Consider the following 17,930-nt stretch of genomic DNA (forward strand, 5'->3'; position numbering starts at 1 on the left):
CCACAGAAAACAGGGCGTCTGGACAATCGCTTTCGCGAGCAAGCTCGCTCCCACAAAGCCTGCGTACAACGCCAAGCGCTTCAGCGGGGGGGCGCATGTCGTCATCAAATACGGCGGCGTGCCGTCCCCGGCAGCGCCTCGGTCCTGTGGGAGCGAGCTTGCTCGCGAAGAGGCCAGTGCAGACACAAAAAACAGGGCGTCTGGACAATCGCTTTCGCGAGCAAGATTTGTGTACAACGCCAAGCGCTTCAGCGTTGGGGCGCATGTCGTCATCAAATATGCCGGTGTGCCGTCCTCGGCAGCACATCTGTCCTGTGGGAGCGAGCTTGCTCGCGAAGAGGCCAGTGCAGCCACAGAAAACAGGGCGTCTGGACAATCGCTTTCGCGAGCAAGCTCGCTCCCACAAGATTTGTGTACAACGCCAAGCGCTTTGGCGTGGGGCGCATGTCTTCATCAAATATGTCGGTGTGCCGCCCCCGCATGCCGTTGCGGTAAACGGTCGGTGCCTTGCGGAAACAGTTTTTTGCGCAAGCTGCCGTCCTGGTAAGCGGTCTTGTATGAGCCCCGGCGTTGCAGCTCCGGGATCACCAGGTCAATGAAATCCTCGTAACTTTCCGGGGTGACGATGCGGGTCAGGTTGAAGCCGTCCAGGCCGGTTTCCTCGATCCAGGATTCCAGTTCGTCGGCGACCTGTTCGGGCGAGCCGATCAAGGTGATGTAGCGGCCGCCCAAGGCGTGCTGGTCGAGCAGTTTCTGGCGCGTCCAGTCGTTGTTTTTCAGGTTTTTGGTCGCGGACTGAATCGCGTTGTTTTTCACGTACTGAATGGGTTCGTCCAGTTCGTATCGGGAAAAATCGATGCCCGTCGAGGCTGCGAAGTGCGCCACGCCGGCTTCGGCGCTGGCATGGCGGCGGTATTCGGCGTGTTTCTCCCGAGCCAGTGCTTCGGTGGCCGCGACGATCACGTTCAGGCCCATGAACACCTTGATGTCCTCCGGATTGCGCCCGGCCTGCACGGCACTGGCGCGCACCTTGTCGACCTGCTCGCGGGTCGCTGCCTTGTTCTGCCCGCTGATGAACACGCATTCGGCGTTCTGTCCGGCAAACTGCAGGCCGCGCTCCGAACTGCCGGCCTGAAACAGCACCGGCGTGCGTTGCGGCGACGGCTCGCAGAGGTGATAACCCTCGACCTGATAGAACTCGCCCTGATGCCTGACCTTGTGGACCTTGCCCGGCTGGGCGTAGACGCGCTGTTCGCGGTCGTTGATCACGGCATCGTCTTCCCAACTGCCTTCCCAGAGCTTGTACAGCACCTCCAGGTACTCGTCGGCCTGATCGTAACGGCGGTCATGTTCGTTCTGCTCGCTGAGGCCCATGGCCCGCGCCGCGCTGTCGAGGTAGCCGGTGACGATGTTCCAGCCCACCCGGCCACGGCTCAGGTGATCCAGCGTCGACATGCGCCTGGCAAACAGATAGGGCGCGTCGTAGGTCAGATTGGCGGTCAGGCCGAAGCCCAGATGTCTGGTGACCCCGGCCATGGCCGAGACCAGCAGCAGCGGATCGTTGACCGGCAACTGGATCGCCTCCTTGAGGGTGACGTCCACCGAGTTCTGATAGACGTCATACACGCCCACGATGTCGGCGATGAACAGGCCGTCGAACAGTCCGCGTTCCAGCAGTTTCGCCAGGTCAGTCCAGTATTCCAGGCTGTTGAATTGCGTCGAGGTGTCCCGTGGATGGGTCCACAGGCCATGGTTGATATGGCCGATGCAGTTCATGTTGAACGCGTTGAGGAGGATCTTTTTACGCGCCATCAGATCGTCCCTCGCAAGGGAGGATTAGTGTCGTTGAGGTAGTAATTGCCGATGGCATGAAACTTCCAGCGTACCGGGTCGTGCAGCGTATGAACGCGCGCATTGCGCCAGTGGCGATCCAGGCCGTGTTCGGCCAGCGTGGATTGACTGCCCGCCAGTTCGAACAGCGTGCTGCCAGCTGCCAGGGAAATCTCCGTGCTGATGGCGCGTGCTTCGGCCACGGCGATCGACGCGGCGGCGACAGTATCGGCATTGCTGTCGGCCTGAGCGACATCCAGAAACTCACCAGCGCGCTCGAGCAGTGCTTCGGCGGCATGCAGGCGAATACCCAACCTGCCGAAACTGTGCAGCGTCAACGGGTCGTCCACAGCCTTTTCGATACCCGAATCGATCCATGGCCGGGTACGCGTCTGCACGAACGCCAGGGCGTCCTCGAAGGCAGCACGGGCAATACCGGTGTCGATCGCGGCGTGGAGAATCTGCGCCAGCGGCCCGACCGTGGTGGGGCGCTGGAAGGCGCTCTGGAACGGCACGACATCGCGGGCGCTGACATACACATTGTCGAACACCACCGAGCCGCTGCCCGTAGTGCGCTGCCCGAAACCGCTCCAGTCGTCGATGACACTGAGACCCTCGCTGTCGTGCGGCACGAACACCAGTTGCTGCACACCCTCGTCGTCAACGACCGAGGTGGGAATACGTTGCGCATACAGCGCGCCGGTGGCGTAGAACTTGCGGCCGTTGATGCGATAACCGTCTCCGTCGCGGCTCAGGCGAGTGGTGCGGTCATGTGCGGTTCTGGTCCCCAGTTCGGCCAGCGCATTGCCGAAGCGTACGCCCGCCAGTGCCTCGGCGTACAAGCGCGCCTGTTGTTCCGGACTGCCGTTCACACGCAGCACTTCCAGAGCGTAAAAATGGTTTTGTGGAATCTGGCCCAGCGAGCCATCGGCTTCGGAAATCAGCTGGATCACCTTGGCCAGGGTGATGTTGGAAACACCCGCGCCGCCAAAGGCTTGCGGCACACTGATGCCCCACAGACCGGACTGGCTGAACAGCTCGAGTTCGGCATGCGGCAAACGGCGCTCGCGATCGCGATGTGCGCTGTCGGTTTTCAATTGCAGGGCCAGTTCGCGGGCTACATGCAGGGCCTGAGCGTCACTGGTGATCAGCGCCGCGTTATCGCGCGCTTTTGGGTTGGAACTCATGAAGGGGTTTCTCCAGTGGTCTGGTTCAGATCCAGGAATGGCGAGCAGGCAGGGTGCCGTTCAAATGCCAGGTGCCGACCGCGTGGTATTTCCAGCGCACCGGGTCATGCAGGGTGTGGACCCGCGCGTTGCGCCAGTGGCGATCAAGATTGAACTCGGCCAATGTCGCGCGGCTGCCTGCCAGTTCGAACAGCTTCTCGCTGGCCAGCAGCGAGATCTCGGTGGTCAGTACCTTGGCTCGCGCCACCGCGATGGAGGCGCGGGCTGCCGAGTGCTCATCGATAGGCGCAGCGCTGATCTCGTCGAGCTCCTGGCCCGCCTTGCGCAGCAGGGCTTCTGCCGCGTGCAGTTCGAGTTTCAGCTTGCCGATGTCGGCGATCACGTAAAGGTCATCGCTGGCGCGCTCGACGTTGGCGTCGATCCATGGACGGGATTTCTCGCGTACAAAAGCAATCGCATCGTCGATGGCGCCGCGCGCAATACCCGCGTCGATCGCGGCCTGGATCAGTTGCGAAACCGCGCCCTGAATGTTCGGCGTCAGTGACAGGCGCCAGTTATCGACCACCAGCGCAGCGTCCACCGGCACGTTGTCGAGCAGTACCGTGCCGCTGGCGGTGGTGCGCTGGCCAAAGCCCGACCAGTCATCAACGATGCGCAGTCCCGGAGTGCCACGCTGGACAAAGGCCATTATCTGCCGCCCCTGGTCATCCAGCGCCTTGACCGCAACCCAATGTGCGAACAACGCACCCGTGGAGTAGAACTTCTGTCCGGTGATGCTCAGACGGTCACCGTTGGTGGTGATCCGTGCCTTGAGTTCCAGGGTATTTTTGGTGCCACGCTCGGGCCCTGCGTTGCCGATGCGCCAACCGTTCAGCACGCTCTGGAACAGCGTTTTCTTCTGCTGCTCGGTGGCGCTGCTCTGCAGCAAGTGCAGAATGCCGAACTGGTTTTGCGGAATCTGTCCCAGTGCCGGGTCGGCAGCAGAAATGATCCTGAAGACTTCGGCTACCGTGACGAACGACACTTGCGGGCCGCCGTACGTGCGCGGGATGGAAATACTGCCCAGTCCACTGCGGGTGAACTGTTCGATTTCAGCCCATGGCAAGGCGCGTTGTCTGTCGCGATTGGCGGCATTGATCTGCGCGGCCGCCGCCAGGTCGTGGGCTGCTGCAATGGCTTGCGCGTCGTTTTGCAACACGGTTGCCTTCAGCAGGCGGGGGGCAACGTCAGGTTCTTGTGGAGCCTCGACGCGGTGGGTCGCTACCGTTGCCGGATCAGACTCGCGTCGCTCACCGTCAATCGATACGACCCTGGGTTTGTCCACAGGGGTAGTTGTGAAAGGGACCATCGGAACCTCGTAGCAGTAGACCGCATCAGGTGCGGCTGGAAAACATCACGATGTCCGGTGGTCCGGTGCATATACCCTAAGCGCGTATAAAATTTTTTAAAACGTGCTTTTTGGAATAAGCATAGATGGTTATTGTCAGTCGCCAATGCCCGTTTATGTACTCACCTTGCGTAACACAACCTGTTAGACGCCTGCGCAGAAGCAAGTGTGGATGAAACATGGCGTATGCCGAAGCGACGTTGAACTTTCTTACCCGCGTGGCCAATGTTTAATACACGTAGTGAGCGTGAATAAATAACGCTGCGTTTTTAGAGTGTTCCGTGCGGTGCTGTCCATTGAACAGTATCGTGGAGTGACGCGGTTTATCCGACTGGCCGTCGTCAGGTATTCAATGCCCCAGCGGTTGGATCTTTATTATCCGGGGCGGTGCCCAAAGCGAGTTGTTGCCCACCCGGTCGATGACACAGTAACTCACTTCCAGCCGTTGCTCGTCTCCGCCTTCGCGTATCAACTCAGGCGGTACAACCAAATCGACCGGCTCACCGACATCGTCGGCGGTGAGCGGCGGCAGGTCCATACGCAGATCGCCCCAACGTATGGTGATCTCGTCGTGAACAGCCATGTTCAGATAAGGCTCGATGGTCATCGGCAAGCCGCCCTCCAGGTGTCTGCGCGAAAGGCCGTGGCGTATGACCGATGGCGCCACATAGAGTGGCGCCAGCCCCTGGTTTTCTTCCGTATTGGCGCTGACCAGCTGTCCTCCCGGTGCGTTGAGCTTGACCCATAGCTTGCGGCAGGGCGAGGTCACGGGTACTCCGCCTATCTTCATGACCCGGTAGTAGGTTCTCGCCTTGCCATTCTGCAGAAAGCTTTCCGGCACACGTAGGATGACCGGCTTGCCGACGTCGGATGCCTTCAAAATTGTTGACGCGACGTAACAACCGTCCCAAAACAGTTCGATCAGATCGCCTTCTTCCATGCTGCCGTAGGGATCAACATGAACAACGAGTTGAGAGGCGTTCCTCACGCCTATGCCATGCCGGCTCGCCAGCGGTACAGAAGGGATCGGCAAGCTCAGGGGGTGGGCGTTGCAAGTGCTTTGATTCATGTCGGGGTGCTCCTGATAATCAATAGTTCAAGTAAAGAATCGTCATAAGTTGTCATGTTCAAGTAATAAAGTGTGCGGTTCAGGCAGGGGGATAAGTACCTTAAATATCCAAGTTATGGCAAACATTACAAACGGTATGAATTGTGTACTTGAAACTTTGCTGCCTCACTGGAATGAGTGAAGTAGGTGAGCTAATGGGCTTTGCGGGCACTTGTCAATGTGCGAAGTGCATTTAAGGCTTGTTTACTTGAAAACCGGATACTTCCTACGCTGTATGTTTGGAACCGTTGACTCCTCACTAAACAACTGTCCTACCACAAAGTATCAATGGCAACAGGCTGTAACCGACGGGATTAAGGCTGTAAGGGAATGTCTGGCAAGACGGGCACGCAACGGCGCAGCCGGCTACGGATCAGGGCGCAGAACGGACGTACGCTAATTTTATTATTTCGATGATTTTTCGGAAAATTACGCGGGAATTCAGCAAGGATATTGAACGATCAATCCTTCCAGAAATGTAAGAAAAAAGCAGCGCGACTGAATACACGCTGCTTTTTGCGCAGGCTGATCTTCCTGATCAGGAGCGGGTACGCTCAAGAAACTGCCTTGTGCGTTCTTCTTTCGGGTTGGCAAACAGCGCTTTGGCTTCGCCTTGCTCCACGATCACTCCCTTGTCGATGAAGATCACCCGGTTGGCGACGTCCCGGGCAAAGCTCATCTCGTGAGTGACGATGACCATGGTGCGGTTCTCTTCAGCCAGAGCGCGAATGGTGGTCAGCACCTCGCCGACCAGCTCCGGGTCCAGGGCCGAGGTCGGCTCGTCGAACAGGATCACTTGCGGCTCCATCGCCAGCGCCCGTGCAATCGCCACGCGCTGTTGCTGCCCGCCGGAAAGGCGTCGCGGGTAAGCGTCTTCCTTGCCGCTCAGGCCTACCTTGGCGAGCAGCTTTCTGCCCAGCGCCTCGGCGGCTTCGCGGGCCACCTTCTTGACCACCACCGGGCCTTCGATGACATTTTCCAGTGCGGTGCGATGCGGAAACAGATTGAAGTTCTGAAACACGAACCCGACCTGCTGACGCAACTGGCGGATCAACCCCTGCTGCTGGTTCATGGAGCGAGTGCCATCAATCTCGATGTCACCGACCTTGATGCTGCCACTGTCAGGGGTTTCCAGCAGGTTCAGGCAGCGCAGCAGGGTGGTCTTGCCCGAGCCGCTGGGCCCGATGATGGCCACCACCTCCCCGGCTTCGATACGCAGATCGATGCCCTTGAGCACCTCATTGCCTTTGAATGCCTTGGTGAGTTTTTCAACCACTATCATGTGTCAGGTCTCCAGATCGTGCCGGTTGACCCTGGCTTCCAGCTTGTTTTGCAGGTGCGAGAGCGCCGTTGCAAGGATCCAGTAGATCAGTGCAGCGGCCAGGTACATGGTGAATATTTCGAAGGTGCGTGCGGTGATCAACTGCGCCTGACGGAACAGCTCCGGGACCTGGATGGTGGCTGCCAGCGCCGTGTCCTTGACCAGCGAGATAAAGCTGTTGCCCAGTGGCGGCAATGCGGTACGTGCTGCCTGCGGGAGGATCGCCCGACGCATGGTCTGCCAGCGGGTCATGCCGATACTGGCCGCTGCCTCCCACTGGCCGCGCTCCACCGAACTGATGGCCGCGCGCAGGATTTCGCAGGCGTAGGCGGCCATGTTCAGGGAAAAACCGATCAGTGCGGCGCTCAGCGGTTCGAGCTGGATACCCAGCTCCGGCAGGCCGTAATAAATCACGAACAGCTGCACCAGCAAGGGCGTGCCACGAAAGAACGACACGTAGATACGCGCTATCCAGTTCACTGGTTTGATACGCGAGAGGCGCATCAACGCCAGACCGAAGCCCAGCAGCAAACCGAAAAACATCCCGCCAATACTGAGGAAAACCGTGTAGTACGCGCCCTTGAGCAGGAAGGGCGCGGAGTCCAGCGCGAGCTGAAGGCTCTCTTCAATCATTTGGTGACGTCAGCGTTGAAGTACTTTTCCGACAATTTCTTCAGCGTACCGTCCGCACGCAGCTTGTCGATGGCCTTGTCGATGGCCGCCAGCAATTCAGGCTCGCCTTTACGCAGGGCAATGCCCGACTCCTGGCGGGAGAATGCGTCGCCCGCCGGGACGAGTTTGTTTTTTGTCTTGGCAGCCATTTCCAGAGCGGCCAGACGGTCAACGAGGATCGCATCAATACGACCGACACTCAGGTCCTGGATCTTGCTCGGGTCATCGTCATAGGTTTTGACGATTGCGCCTGGAACGTTTGCCTTGAGCCATTCCTCGTAGTTGGTGCCCAAACCCACACCGACCTTTTTACCCGTCAGGTCTTTGGCGGACTTGATCGCGTCTTCGTTCTTCTTCAAAACCAGCGCCTGAATACCGGACACGGTGTAGGGCTCGGAGAAGTCGTACTTCTTCTTGCGCTCGTCGGAAATGGTCACCTGGTTGATCACCACGTCCAGACGCTTGGAATCCAGAGCGGCCAGGATGCCATCCCATTTCGACGGCTGGATCTTGGCCTTCACACCCAGTTCCTTGGCCAGCGCTTCGGAAAACTCGACTTCGAAGCCGGTGAGCTTGCCGCTCTCATCCACAAAGCTGAACGGCGGGTAAGTGCCTTCCAGGCCGACATTGAGCGTACCGCTGTCCTTGATTTTCTGCAGTTGCTCGCCAGCCATGGCTTGCCCGGCGATACCGGCACCGAGCATCAAGCCCATTGCCGAGAAAAGAAACGTACGACGAATAGCGGAAATGTTCATGCGAGCCCCTTGTTGGTATGGAAGTGTCTGGCCATTTTCTGACCCGACTCGAGCAACTTCGTGCTGATTATTCAGCTTTTTTTCAGGCAGTTACGTCAGGTGTAAGGTTAAGCGTTGTGGTCTGTCGGGCGCGACTATATAGCCATCTGCTTATGAGGAAAAATAACAAAAAAAAATATTTTCACTCTGGAAAGGCATAAAAGCCGCGTGGGCTAGAACGTCACTGGTCGAACGCATCCGGATAGGCAAACAGCGCTGGCGCACCTCCGGTGTGCAGGAAGATCAGCGGGCCGTCGTTGAAGCGTTGACGGCCAATGCCATCGAGCAGCCCGGACATGGCCTTGCCGGTATAAACCGGGTCGAGCAACAGCCCTTCGTGGCTGGCCACCAGCTTAATGGCTGACAGCGTGCCGGCGTTCGGTTCGCCGTACCGTGGGGCGAAATACTCATCCCACAGTTCGACCTTGAAGTGTTCAGGCAGCGCAACGCCGAGCAACTCTGCGGTGCGCTCGGCCAGGCCCTGCACCTTGGGCAGCTGTGCTTCTTCACTGCGCGATACGGTCACGCCGATGACCGGCAATTGCGGCAGTTCGTGAGCCAGTGCCAACGCCAGACCACTGTGCGTGCCGGCACTGCCGGAGGCCAGAACGACAGCCGCAAAATCGATACCGGTCTGTTTGATCTGCTCGGCCAGTTCCAGCCCGGCGCGCACATAACCCAGCGCACCTACCGGGCTTGAGCCGCCGATGGGGACCAGATAAGGCTTTTTGCCGCTGGAACTCAGGCGCGCAGCCAGGGCCTGGAGTTGCTCGTCGGCGTTGTCGAGGTTTTCCACCAGCTCTACCTTGGCATCGAACAGCTCCAGTAGCAGGCGATTGCCGTTTTTCAGGTAACTGGGGTCTTCGGTGCCGATAGGGTTTTCCAGCAGCGCCACACAGCCAAGGCCCAGGCGCGCGGCCAGTGCAGCGGTCTGGCGGACATGATTGGACTGGATGGCGCCGGCGGTGATCAGTGTGTCGGCACCTTGGGCCAGCGCATCGGCGGCCAGGTACTCGAGTTTGCGCACCTTGTTGCCGCCCAGGGCCAGCGTGGTGGTGTCATCTCGCTTGATGTAGATATCACGATCTGCCCAGACCGACAGGCGCTCGAGCTTTTCCAGAGCCGTTGGCGCGCTGATCAGGTCCAGGCGATTGAAGCGGGCAAGCTGATTTTTGATCATGGTCGTCGATAAGCCGTGTAAAGAGTCACCGGACTATAGGCAGACGTTTCTCGCACGGCAACTTATCTGTGCGCCCGGCGCTCTTCGCGTATTCCGACAGAAATTGTTGTTTTTTTCGTCTGAATGTTTGCCGTAGAGTGGTAACAGCAGCGGCCCTTACTGTCGGTCGCCACCCGTCACATCAAGGAGAGTCAAGCGTGAGCGATATTCCAGAAGCGTCCGCCGACGGCCGCTCCAGCCATTGGCAGTTGCAGCGCATCGTCAGCCAGTTGCGTGGCGCGCGTGAAGACTGGCGGGCTCGCAACAGGCGGGTGAGCGGTGAGCACGGTGGACGTGAGCTGCCTTCGCGTGCGGCCATGGGCGAGATTCTTGAGGCCTTGAGCGGTGCACTGTTCCCGATGCGCCTGGGCCCGGTGGACCTGCGTGAGGAAAGCGAGGACTTCTATGTCGGCCATACGCTCGATGTGGCGCTCAATGCGCTGCTGGCCCAGGCCCGGCTTGAATTGCGCTACGTGGCCCATCAGCAGGGTGGTGACCTGAACAGCATCGATGCGCGAGCGCTGGAGCTGATCCAGGGTTTCGCCATGGCCCTGCCCGGTATTCGTCTGCTGCTGGACACCGACGTGCTGGCTGCCTATCACGGCGACCCTGCGGCGCGCAGTGTCGATGAAGTGCTGCTGTGCTATCCCGGCATTCTGGCGGTGATCCACCATCGGCTGGCGCATTATCTGTATCGCGCCGGTTTGCCGTTGCTGGCGCGTATCAGTTCGGAAATCGCTCATTCAGCGACCGGTATCGATATTCATCCGGGTGCGCAGATCGGCCCGAGCTTTTTCATCGATCACGGAACAGGCGTGGTCATTGGCGAAACCGCGATCATCGGCGAGCGGGTGCGGATTTATCAGGCCGTAACCCTGGGCGCCAAGCGCTTCCCGTCGGACGAGGACGGCCAGTTGCAGAAAGGTCATGCACGGCATCCGATCGTTGAAGACGACGTGGTGATCTACGCTGGCGCGACGATTCTGGGGCGTATCACCATCGGCAAAGGTTCTACAATCGGCGGTAATGTCTGGCTGACGCGCAGCGTACCGGCAGACTGCAACCTGACCCAGGCCAACCTGCTGCAACAGGACGACTGCAGCCGCAAGTAATCTGCCTTTGCGTCAGATCACCTTCACCGCCCGGCCGATGAACTGAATCGGCCCGGTGGGTTTGCCGATTGGCGAGCCAGTGGATTTCTCCAGTGTCAGCTCGAACAGCTGATTGGGTTGCAGCGGCGGCAGTTTATCCAGCGGCACATGCAGGCTCTCTCCTGGCTTGACCAGGCCAAGCGAAACCGGGCCTTGCCAGTCGTCACCCTTGGTCCAGAACTCCAGCGCCCTGTCGGCCGGAACCTCGAACACCCCCAGCGGGATAAGCTGTATTTCCTGCGAGTTACTGGCCTGCACGACCCAGCCGGGAGCCTTGTCCTGCGGTCCTACGAGGACCACCAGATAAGACGGTTGCGCCGGTGCGCGGGTCAGCAGCGTCATGCCCAGTACCAGCGAAGCAGCCAGGCCTGCTCCGGCGAGGCCGCGCCAGATCGACAGGTTGTCCCACCAGCGAACGCGCGGTTTTTGCGGCGTGCTGGCAGGCGTGGTCATGTCCAGCAGGTTACGTTCGATGCGATCCCACAGGCCAGGCGATGGCGTCACCGGTTCGGCCAGCTCGGTCAGGGGCAGCAGACGCTGCTCCCAGGCATTGACGGCAGCCTGCAGGTCGGGCTCGCGCGACAGGCGACGCTGTACGTCGAGCCGCTTCTGCGCCGAGAGCGTGCCGAGTACATACTCGCCAGCCAACTCATGAATGTTGTCGTCTAAAGGCCGGGTCATCCCATGCACTCCCGCAAAGCCGTCAGGCTGCGCTTGATCCAGGCTTTGACCGTACCCAATGGCGCGCCAATTTTCTGCGCGATTTCCTGATGCGAATAACCGTCTACGTAAGCGTGAAAAATACAGTTTCGTCTTACTGGTTCCAGTTGCTCCATGCATGAAGTAATCCGTCCTGGATTGACCCGCCAATCGAAGGCATCGCCGATTTCCTGCCAGCCTTCCAGTGTCGCCTGTTCCTGATGATCTTCACTGCCGTCGTCTTCGACACGCACCTCGCGAGCCGTGTTGCGCAACGTGTTGAGCGCCAGGTGGCGGGTCACGCTGAAGATCCAGCCACGTGCCGAACCACGCGAGGCATCGAAGCTGGCCGCGTGGGACCAGATTTTCAGGAACGCGTCATGCACGATGTCTTCGGCCAGCGCGCGGTCACGCACCAAGCGCTGAACGACGCCGAGCAACCGGGCGCTTTCCTGTTGATAGAGACGCTGCAAGGCCTGCTTTTCACCGCGAGCGCAGGCCTGCAACGTGGCTTCGTAATCAAAGAGAGATTCGTGCGAAGACAAGATGATCCGCCATCAATGGAAGACTGCTGCCTCGTTGATATCACGAGGCTCCCGCCCAGCAGCATAGCTTAATGCTGAGCGGTCACCCGGTTAGTGATGGCTATCAGCTTGCGGTCCAGAACAAGTAGTCGGCCTGATACTTGACCACTTCCTTCGCGCCCTTGTTGCTCTCTGCGCAGGCTTTGGCCGGGGCAACGCCGCCTTTCAGGGCCACACGCTGAATGTACGTCACGCCGGTCATTGCGCCCTTGCCTTCGGCCGGGTTGGCCTTGACCAGTTGGTACGGCAGGTTGCCAGTGCTCGAAGGGGCCACGGCAACCTGGGTGCCGGTTATTTTGGAACCGTCTTTGGCTTCCCAGGTAGCAGGCGGGCCGTAGTAGGTGCCGACCTGCTTGCCGCTCTTGTCGTTGAGCACCGCTTTAGGGCCGACGAACGCCCACTCCATCTCATTGGGCATGTTGGCCTTGGCGCGGCACTCGTAGGTGATCTCGCCCACCCCGGTGGTTTGCATGCCGACCTTGTTGCCAGCCGGCACACGGACGCTTTCGGGGAGATCGGTCTGAGCCATGGCAACAGACGACAGGCAAGTGAAGGCCAGAGTGGTACCAGCAAGGCAGAGCAAGCGTTTTGCGTTCATGCAGAAATCTCCAGAAGGTTTGACCGCGCTCAGCAACTCGAAGTGGCTGCTGAATGTACTACCCGCGAGAAACCCATCTGGATGCAGTGATTTGAAAATATTTTTTCAGGCCCGACTGAAACGGCTGCGCAGCAGCACAATTCCGGCAATTGCGGCCAGACCCGAGCCGATCAGTACGCCGACCTTCACCTCGTCGATCAGGTGTTGCGAGCCGGGGAACGCCAGGTTGCCGATGAACAGGCTCATGGTGAAACCGATGCCGCACAGAATCGCCACGCCGTACAGCTGCACCCAGTTGCTGCCCTCCGGCAATACTGCCAGCCCGGCGCGGATGGCCAGCACGGCGGCGAGAAACACGCCGATCTGCTTGCCCACGAACAGCCCCAGCGCAACGCCCAGTGGCACAGGATCGACCAGGTTGCCCAGGGTAATGCCGGACAGCGACACGCCCGCATTGGCAAAACCAAAGATCGGCACCACGGCGAAGGCCACCCAGTAGTGCATCTTTTCTTCGAGGAACAGCAGCGGCGAGCGGGCTTCTTCCTCGGGCTTGCCCATCGGGATGCACAGCGCCAACGCGACACCGGCCAGTGTGGCGTGTACGCCCGATTGCAGTACGAAGAACCACAGCAGCGCGCCGAGCAGCAGATAAGGCAGCAGACGGCGCACGTTCAAACGATTCATGACGATCAGCACCGCCAGCGTCACGAAGGCGGCGGCCAGCATCGGCAGGTTCAGACCGGAGCTGTAGAAGAAGGCGATGATCGTCACGGCGCCCAGATCGTCGAGGATCGCCAGCGCGGCCAGAAACACCTTCAGCGAGGTCGGCACCCGATTGCCCAGCAGCGACAGCACGCCGAGGGCGAAGGCGATGTCGGTGGCTGCCGGGATCGCCCAGCCGCTCAGGGTCTGCGGATTGCCCCAATTGATCGCGATATAGATCAGCGCAGGCACCAGCATGCCGCCTGCGGCTGCAAAGCCGGGCAGGGCGCGTTGCCCCCAGGTCGCCAGACCACCGGCGAGGACTTCACGTTTGATCTCCAGGCCGACCATCAGGAAGAAGATCGCCATCAGCCCGTCGTTGATCCACAGCTCGACCGACAGGCCCAGCCAGACGCTGTGCAGGATCGAGAAATAGCCGGCAGACAGAGGCGAGTTGGCAACGATCAATGCCGCCAGCGCAGCGGCCATCAACACGATGCCGCCGGCTGATTCGGAGGCGAGGAAGCTGGCGAGGATGGCAATGCCTCTGGGCGTTTCCCGGTTCGGAACTTGATTCATGGTCGTCCTTGAACGAAAAGCTGTTTTTATCAGATGTGCAGATAAGCGCTTACTGGCCTGTGGCGGTGAGCTCGATCAGGCAGCAACGGCTGGCGCGAGGTGATTGCAGTTCGACTTCAAGCAGACCGCCAGCGTTGTCCACCTGAGCGCAATCGTGTTTGCCGAGGACTTCCCACGGCTGACTGTCGACGCTGATCGCCACTTGCTCGGCCATGCTGAACAGCACCAGGGTGCTGGCTGAACTGAACAGGCGTTGCGGGTGCCGCACGTCTATCCAGTGCAGGCGTGCAGTATAGCGGTGTGGGGCATAAATCAGGTTGAAATCGCGAATCGGCCCGTCCAGCAAGGTGCAACTGACCTGGCTGTCACCGCTGAATGCAAACGGGTCCGATGGCAGCAGCGGACGACTGCTCAGCCCATCCACGTCCAGCGTCATGCCCGCGCCCTGAAGGACCGTGATGATGCGCTGATAACCGGCAAACACCGAAAAATCGCCCGAGGTTTCGATGTCGGCAATCGACAGCCGCCAGCCGAAGCCGTCCAGGTCCTGGCCTGCGTCGCGAGCGATTTCTTCGGTGCTGCCTCCGCCGTTCTTCCACGGCATGCGCGGGTAGTCGACGGCGCGCAAAATGCGGGTCTGGCTCATTTGGTAAAGCGTCCTTCCAGGCGATGGCGGGAGCCGGGGTGGATCAGGCGCGCGGCGGTGACCGGCTGACGGCCTGACCAGGTACGGCGGCGAATCAGCAGGCAGGGTTCTCCCGCCTCTATCTGCAACAGCCTGCATTCATCGGCTTCGGCGAGAATCGCCTCGACCACATGCTCGCCTTCGGTGAGCGGCGCAACCTGCGAGAGGTAGGCGTAAGGCGTCTGCAGGGTAAAGTCCTGCCGGAGGTAGTCCGGAGCGACCTGGGCGTTCACGAAGCGGTCCTCGATCTGCACCGGGATGTCGTTCTCGTAATGCACGATCAACGAGTGGAAGACCCGCTGGCCTTCACGCATGTCCAGCGCCAGGGCGCGCTCGGAGCCAGCGGCTTCCTCCTTGAGGACCATAACCTTGCAGGTATGGCGATGGCCACGCGCGGCGATCTCGTCGGCAATGTTGTGCACTTCGAACAGCGCCGACTGGCTCTTGGGTTCGGCGACAAAGGTGCCGACGCCCTGCATGCGTACCAGCAGGCCCTCGGCGGTCAGCTCGCGCAGTGCCCGGTTTATAGTCATGCGGCTGAAGCCCAGTTGCGTCACCAGTTCGCTTTCCGACGGCACACGGTGGTGCGGCGGCCAGGTGCCGTTCTGGATTTGCAAGGCGATCATCTGTTTCACGCGGGCGTACAAGGGTGCAGGACTTTCGCCCATCTGGGCTGCCAGGGAAGAAGCGGCGGGCGGAGTCGACACGTGGGAGTCCTTGTTGTTCGAGACGGTGTTTTCGAGAGCATTCAGACGCTGCAAAGCGTCCACGCTAACCATTAACCAGCTGCTCGGCAAGCATGCAGACGGTTTACCGGTCACTCAAACGTCTGTATATGTATATACAAATTACAGTGATGAGGTGTGAAGTCAATGTCAGCCTTCTTTGCCGAGCGCGCGTTACTCTCCGACGGCTGGGCCAGCAACGTTCGCCTGGAGGTCGGTCAGGACGGTATTTTGACCCGCGTCGAGGCCAATGCCGAGCAGCAGGGCGCCGAGAAGGTTCACGGGCCTTTACTGCCTGGCATGCCGAACCTGCACTCCCACGCGTTCCAGCGCGCAATGGCCGGGCTGGCGGAAGTGGCGGGTAACCCTAACGACAGTTTCTGGACCTGGCGCGACCTGATGTATCGCCTGGTGGGGCGCATCAGCCCGCAGCAACTGGGCGTTATCGCTCGCCAGCTGTACATCGAGATGCTCAAGGGCGGCTACACCTCGGTTGCCGAATTTCATTACGTGCATCAGGACAGCGATGGCAAACCCTATGCCGACCCTGCCGAGCTCGCGCTGCAGATCAGCCAGGCAGCCGGTTCGGTCGGTATCGGCCTGACCTTGCTGCCGGTGCTGTACAGCCATTCCGGTTTTGGCGGGCAGGCGCCCAACGAGGGCCAGCGGCGTTTTATCCACAGCACCGACAGCTATCTGGATCTGCAGGCTCGTCTGCGCCCGGTTCTGGCGGCTCAGCCTGCGCAGCAACTCGGTCTTTGCTTCCACTCATTGCGCGCGGTGACGCCGCAGCAGATCAGTGAAGTGCTGGCGGCCAGTGACCGGCAGTGTCCGGTGCATATTCATATCGCGGAGCAGCAGAAGGAAGTCGATGACTGCCTGAGCTGGAGTGGTCGACGCCCGCTGCAATGGCTGTATGAAAACGCGCCAGTGGATAACCGTTGGTGCCTGGTCCATGCGACCCATGCCGAGGCGGATGAAGTGGCCCTGATGGCGCAAAGCGGCGCGGTGGCAGGGTTATGCCTGACCACTGAAGCCAACCTCGGCGACGGGATCTTTCCGGCGGTGGACTACATTGCTCAGGGCGGTCGCTGGGGGATCGGTTCGGACAGTCACGTCTCGCTCAGCGTGGTCGAAGAACTGCGCTGGCTGGAATACGGCCAGCGTCTGCGCGATCAGCGCCGTAACCGGCTATATCGGAGCGATCAGCCCATGGTTGGTCGCACGCTATACGACGCTGCACTCGCCGGTGGCGCGCAGGCATTGGGGCAGCAGATGGGTACGCTGCAAGTGGGGCAGCGCGCTGACTGGCTGGTGCTGGATGGCAACGACCCGTACATCGCCACGGCTTCGGACGACGCCATCCTCAACCGCTGGCTGTTCGCTGGCAGCGATCGGCAGATCCGCGACGTGGCGGTCAACGGACGATGGGTGATACGCGAGGGGCGACACGCCGCAGAAGAACAAAGCAACCGCGAGTTCGCCCAGGTGTTGAGGGAGTTGCTGGGCTGATGCAAGGGAGGACGCAGAGCACTCGGCGTTATCCACGAGTCCGCTTCTGCTTCTGGCCGAAGGCCGTGGGAGCGAACTTGTTCGCGAAGGGGCCGGAAAGCGTTCTGAAATTTATCGTTCGAACGACCGTCTTCGCGAACAAGTTCGCTCCTGCCGGGCTTAGCCATCATCCCGATTCGGTTACTTCTCGCCCTTGCCGATCTTCGAGTCATCCTCGCGCCAGATCAGGCGTGAGGTGTCGTAGCCTTGCTGGCGGGCCTTGCTGAGCATGTCTTCCCTGACCGAGGCAGACACGGTCGGTGTCCGCGACAACAGCCACAGGTATTTGCGATCCGGATTGCCGACCACGGCGGTACGGTAGCCTTCGCTGACGTCCAGAATCCAGTAATCACCCTTGGCAACGCTCGGCAGCAGGCGCGAGAACCAGTTGTCGAACACGACCCACAGCTTGTCGGTCTTGCCCGCAACCTGCGGCGAGGCGGTGCCCGTGGCTTCTTCCCACTTACCTTCAATCGTACGGCAGCGGTTGGTCACCGCGATATTGCCGTCATCCTTGAGCGTATAGCGTGCCTCGGACTGAGCGCACTTGCGCTGGAAGAACATCGGCAGGCGGGCGATCTCGTACCAGGTGCCCTGATACTGCTTGAGGTCGACGCTGTCGACAGTCTTTGGCTCGAGGTTGTCAGCCGAGTGGGCAAAACCGATGGCCAAAAAGCTGGCCATGACACAAATTCCAAAACGTACCAGTACCTTGATCATGTGTTATTTCAGACCCTGGCCCGAGAACAGCACAACCTTGTCCGCTGCATACTGCACGCTGATAAAGGTGTTCTGGTCGCCCCAGGTGCAGCTCGACATGCCCAGCGCACCGGAACATTCCGTCGGGCTGCCCAACAAGGACTCGACTTGAGCCTTGGGCATTCCAGCGGACAGTTTGGAATAGTTTTCCTGAGTGATCTTGCTGCAGGCAGCCAGCAGGACGCAGAACGAGATTAACGCGACAGAACGCAAGGACATGGATGTAGCTCCTGAACGGAAGGGGGTCGCGTCGCAGTGCAAGCCGGTGCAGTCTGGCGCTGGCGCAGTACCGCAAGCTTAGAAGAGAAAAAGGGAATCTGGTTCCCGGACGGCGCAAGGATTTATGCCGTGGATCAGACAGTTGGCCCGCAGAAGGGGC

The 17,930-nt window shown here is 60.1% G+C and carries 18 protein-coding genes; 2 read left to right on the top strand and 16 right to left on the bottom strand.

The features are described 5' to 3' along the window. Positions 1-453: 453 nt before the first annotated feature. From JOE39_RS21320 to JOE39_RS21355, 8 genes are all read right to left on the bottom strand, one after another. Positions 454-1,812, bottom strand: a complete 1,359-nt coding sequence (locus JOE39_RS21320) for an LLM class flavin-dependent oxidoreductase (protein ID WP_024649743.1) — start codon at positions 1,810-1,812, stop codon at positions 454-456. Then, entirely contained in the window at positions 1,812-3,017 is a 1,206-nt protein-coding gene (locus JOE39_RS21325) for an SfnB family sulfur acquisition oxidoreductase (protein ID WP_003392430.1), read from the bottom strand. Before JOE39_RS21325 ends, JOE39_RS21320 begins: the two co-directional genes overlap by 1 nt. A gap of 25 nt (positions 3,018-3,042) precedes the next feature. Further along, positions 3,043-4,215, bottom strand: coding sequence for an SfnB family sulfur acquisition oxidoreductase (locus JOE39_RS21330; RefSeq protein ID WP_235815277.1), 1,173 nt, complete (start codon positions 4,213-4,215; stop codon positions 3,043-3,045). A gap of 538 nt (positions 4,216-4,753) precedes the next feature. Further along, on the bottom strand, positions 4,754-5,473 hold the full coding sequence (locus JOE39_RS21335; RefSeq protein ID WP_003430232.1) for a hypothetical protein: 720 nt from the start codon (positions 5,471-5,473) through the stop codon (positions 4,754-4,756). A 577-nt stretch (positions 5,474-6,050) separates the two neighbouring features. Then, on the bottom strand, positions 6,051-6,794 hold the full coding sequence (gene tcyN / locus JOE39_RS21340; protein WP_003430230.1) for an L-cystine ABC transporter ATP-binding protein TcyN: 744 nt from the start codon (positions 6,792-6,794) through the stop codon (positions 6,051-6,053). 3 nt (positions 6,795-6,797) lie between these two features. After that, entirely contained in the window at positions 6,798-7,466 is a 669-nt protein-coding gene (gene tcyL / locus JOE39_RS21345; protein ID WP_003341471.1) for a cystine ABC transporter permease, read from the bottom strand. Then, on the bottom strand, positions 7,463-8,260 hold the full coding sequence (gene tcyJ, locus JOE39_RS21350) for a cystine ABC transporter substrate-binding protein (RefSeq protein ID WP_003317288.1): 798 nt from the start codon (positions 8,258-8,260) through the stop codon (positions 7,463-7,465). The genes tcyL and tcyJ overlap by 4 nt, the downstream gene beginning before the upstream one ends. A 220-nt stretch (positions 8,261-8,480) precedes the next feature. Then, on the bottom strand, positions 8,481-9,479 hold the full coding sequence (locus JOE39_RS21355; protein WP_003317287.1) for a D-cysteine desulfhydrase: 999 nt from the start codon (positions 9,477-9,479) through the stop codon (positions 8,481-8,483). Positions 9,480-9,676: 197 nt separating this feature from the next. Here JOE39_RS21355 and epsC point away from each other — a divergent pair, with 197 nt between their 5' ends. Beyond that, positions 9,677-10,630 (top strand): serine O-acetyltransferase EpsC, encoded by a 954-nt coding sequence (gene epsC / locus JOE39_RS21360; RefSeq protein WP_003341466.1) that lies wholly within the window; start codon positions 9,677-9,679, stop codon positions 10,628-10,630. 12 nt (positions 10,631-10,642) lie between these two features. Here the strand turns inward: epsC and JOE39_RS21365 are convergent, their stop codons facing one another. From JOE39_RS21365 to hutC, 6 genes are all read right to left on the bottom strand, one after another. Then, on the bottom strand, positions 10,643-11,350 hold the full coding sequence (locus JOE39_RS21365) for an anti-sigma factor (RefSeq protein ID WP_003392419.1): 708 nt from the start codon (positions 11,348-11,350) through the stop codon (positions 10,643-10,645). After that, positions 11,347-11,913, bottom strand: a complete 567-nt coding sequence (locus JOE39_RS21370) for a sigma-70 family RNA polymerase sigma factor (protein ID WP_210078313.1) — start codon at positions 11,911-11,913, stop codon at positions 11,347-11,349. The genes JOE39_RS21365 and JOE39_RS21370 overlap by 4 nt, the downstream gene beginning before the upstream one ends. A gap of 103 nt (positions 11,914-12,016) precedes the next feature. Further along, positions 12,017-12,550 (bottom strand): DUF3455 domain-containing protein, encoded by a 534-nt coding sequence (locus tag JOE39_RS21375; protein ID WP_003392415.1) that lies wholly within the window; start codon positions 12,548-12,550, stop codon positions 12,017-12,019. A 105-nt stretch (positions 12,551-12,655) separates the two neighbouring features. Then, entirely contained in the window at positions 12,656-13,831 is a 1,176-nt protein-coding gene (nhaA, locus tag JOE39_RS21380) for a Na+/H+ antiporter NhaA (protein ID WP_210078311.1), read from the bottom strand. A gap of 49 nt (positions 13,832-13,880) precedes the next feature. After that, the gene (locus tag JOE39_RS21385; RefSeq protein ID WP_032662993.1) at positions 13,881-14,477 is read right to left on the bottom strand and encodes a HutD family protein; all 597 of its coding nucleotides are present in this window, start codon (positions 14,475-14,477) and stop codon (positions 13,881-13,883) included. Continuing rightward, complete coding sequence (gene hutC, locus JOE39_RS21390; RefSeq protein WP_161420743.1) at positions 14,474-15,184, bottom strand: histidine utilization repressor; 711 nt, start codon at positions 15,182-15,184, stop codon at positions 14,474-14,476. The genes JOE39_RS21385 and hutC overlap by 4 nt, the downstream gene beginning before the upstream one ends. Positions 15,185-15,388: 204 nt before the next feature. On the opposite strand from hutC, the gene JOE39_RS21395 reads away from it, so the two are divergent. Next, positions 15,389-16,753, top strand: coding sequence for a formimidoylglutamate deiminase (locus JOE39_RS21395; protein WP_210078310.1), 1,365 nt, complete (start codon positions 15,389-15,391; stop codon positions 16,751-16,753). A gap of 180 nt (positions 16,754-16,933) precedes the next feature. Here the strand turns inward: JOE39_RS21395 and JOE39_RS21400 are convergent, their stop codons facing one another. Then, positions 16,934-17,512: a lipocalin family protein gene (locus tag JOE39_RS21400; RefSeq protein ID WP_004409176.1), complete on the bottom strand. Its 579-nt coding sequence runs from the start codon at positions 17,510-17,512 to the stop codon at positions 16,934-16,936. Positions 17,513-17,515: 3 nt separating this feature from the next. Next, positions 17,516-17,770, bottom strand: coding sequence for an outer membrane protein assembly factor BamE (gene bamE / locus JOE39_RS21405; RefSeq protein WP_003304592.1), 255 nt, complete (start codon positions 17,768-17,770; stop codon positions 17,516-17,518). Positions 17,771-17,930: the final 160 nt, after the last annotated feature.

The sequence above is a fragment of the Pseudomonas sp. PvP100 genome (assembly GCF_017833055.1).
Lineage (GTDB): Bacteria > Pseudomonadota > Gammaproteobacteria > Pseudomonadales > Pseudomonadaceae > Aquipseudomonas > Aquipseudomonas syringae.

Coding starts and splice junctions, on each gene's coding strand:
- JOE39_RS21320 (WP_024649743.1), bottom strand. CDS start 1,812: ATGGCGCGTAAAAAGATCCTCCTCAACGCGTTCAACATGAACTGCATC.
- JOE39_RS21325 (WP_003392430.1), bottom strand. CDS start 3,017: ATGAGTTCCAACCCAAAAGCGCGCGATAACGCGGCGCTGATCACCAGT.
- JOE39_RS21335 (WP_003430232.1), bottom strand. CDS start 5,473: ATGAATCAAAGCACTTGCAACGCCCACCCCCTGAGCTTGCCGATCCCT.
- tcyN (WP_003430230.1), bottom strand. CDS start 6,794: ATGATAGTGGTTGAAAAACTCACCAAGGCATTCAAAGGCAATGAGGTG.
- tcyL (WP_003341471.1), bottom strand. CDS start 7,466: ATGATTGAAGAGAGCCTTCAGCTCGCGCTGGACTCCGCGCCCTTCCTG.
- tcyJ (WP_003317288.1), bottom strand. CDS start 8,260: ATGAACATTTCCGCTATTCGTCGTACGTTTCTTTTCTCGGCAATGGGC.
- JOE39_RS21355 (WP_003317287.1), bottom strand. CDS start 9,479: ATGATCAAAAATCAGCTTGCCCGCTTCAATCGCCTGGACCTGATCAGC.
- JOE39_RS21365 (WP_003392419.1), bottom strand. CDS start 11,350: ATGACCCGGCCTTTAGACGACAACATTCATGAGTTGGCTGGCGAGTAT.
- JOE39_RS21375 (WP_003392415.1), bottom strand. CDS start 12,550: ATGAACGCAAAACGCTTGCTCTGCCTTGCTGGTACCACTCTGGCCTTC.
- nhaA (WP_210078311.1), bottom strand. CDS start 13,831: ATGAATCAAGTTCCGAACCGGGAAACGCCCAGAGGCATTGCCATCCTC.
- JOE39_RS21385 (WP_032662993.1), bottom strand. CDS start 14,477: ATGAGCCAGACCCGCATTTTGCGCGCCGTCGACTACCCGCGCATGCCG.
- hutC (WP_161420743.1), bottom strand. CDS start 15,184: ATGGGCGAAAGTCCTGCACCCTTGTACGCCCGCGTGAAACAGATGATC.
- JOE39_RS21395 (WP_210078310.1), top strand. CDS start 15,389: ATGTCAGCCTTCTTTGCCGAGCGCGCGTTACTCTCCGACGGCTGGGCC.
- JOE39_RS21400 (WP_004409176.1), bottom strand. CDS start 17,512: ATGATCAAGGTACTGGTACGTTTTGGAATTTGTGTCATGGCCAGCTTT.
- bamE (WP_003304592.1), bottom strand. CDS start 17,770: ATGTCCTTGCGTTCTGTCGCGTTAATCTCGTTCTGCGTCCTGCTGGCT.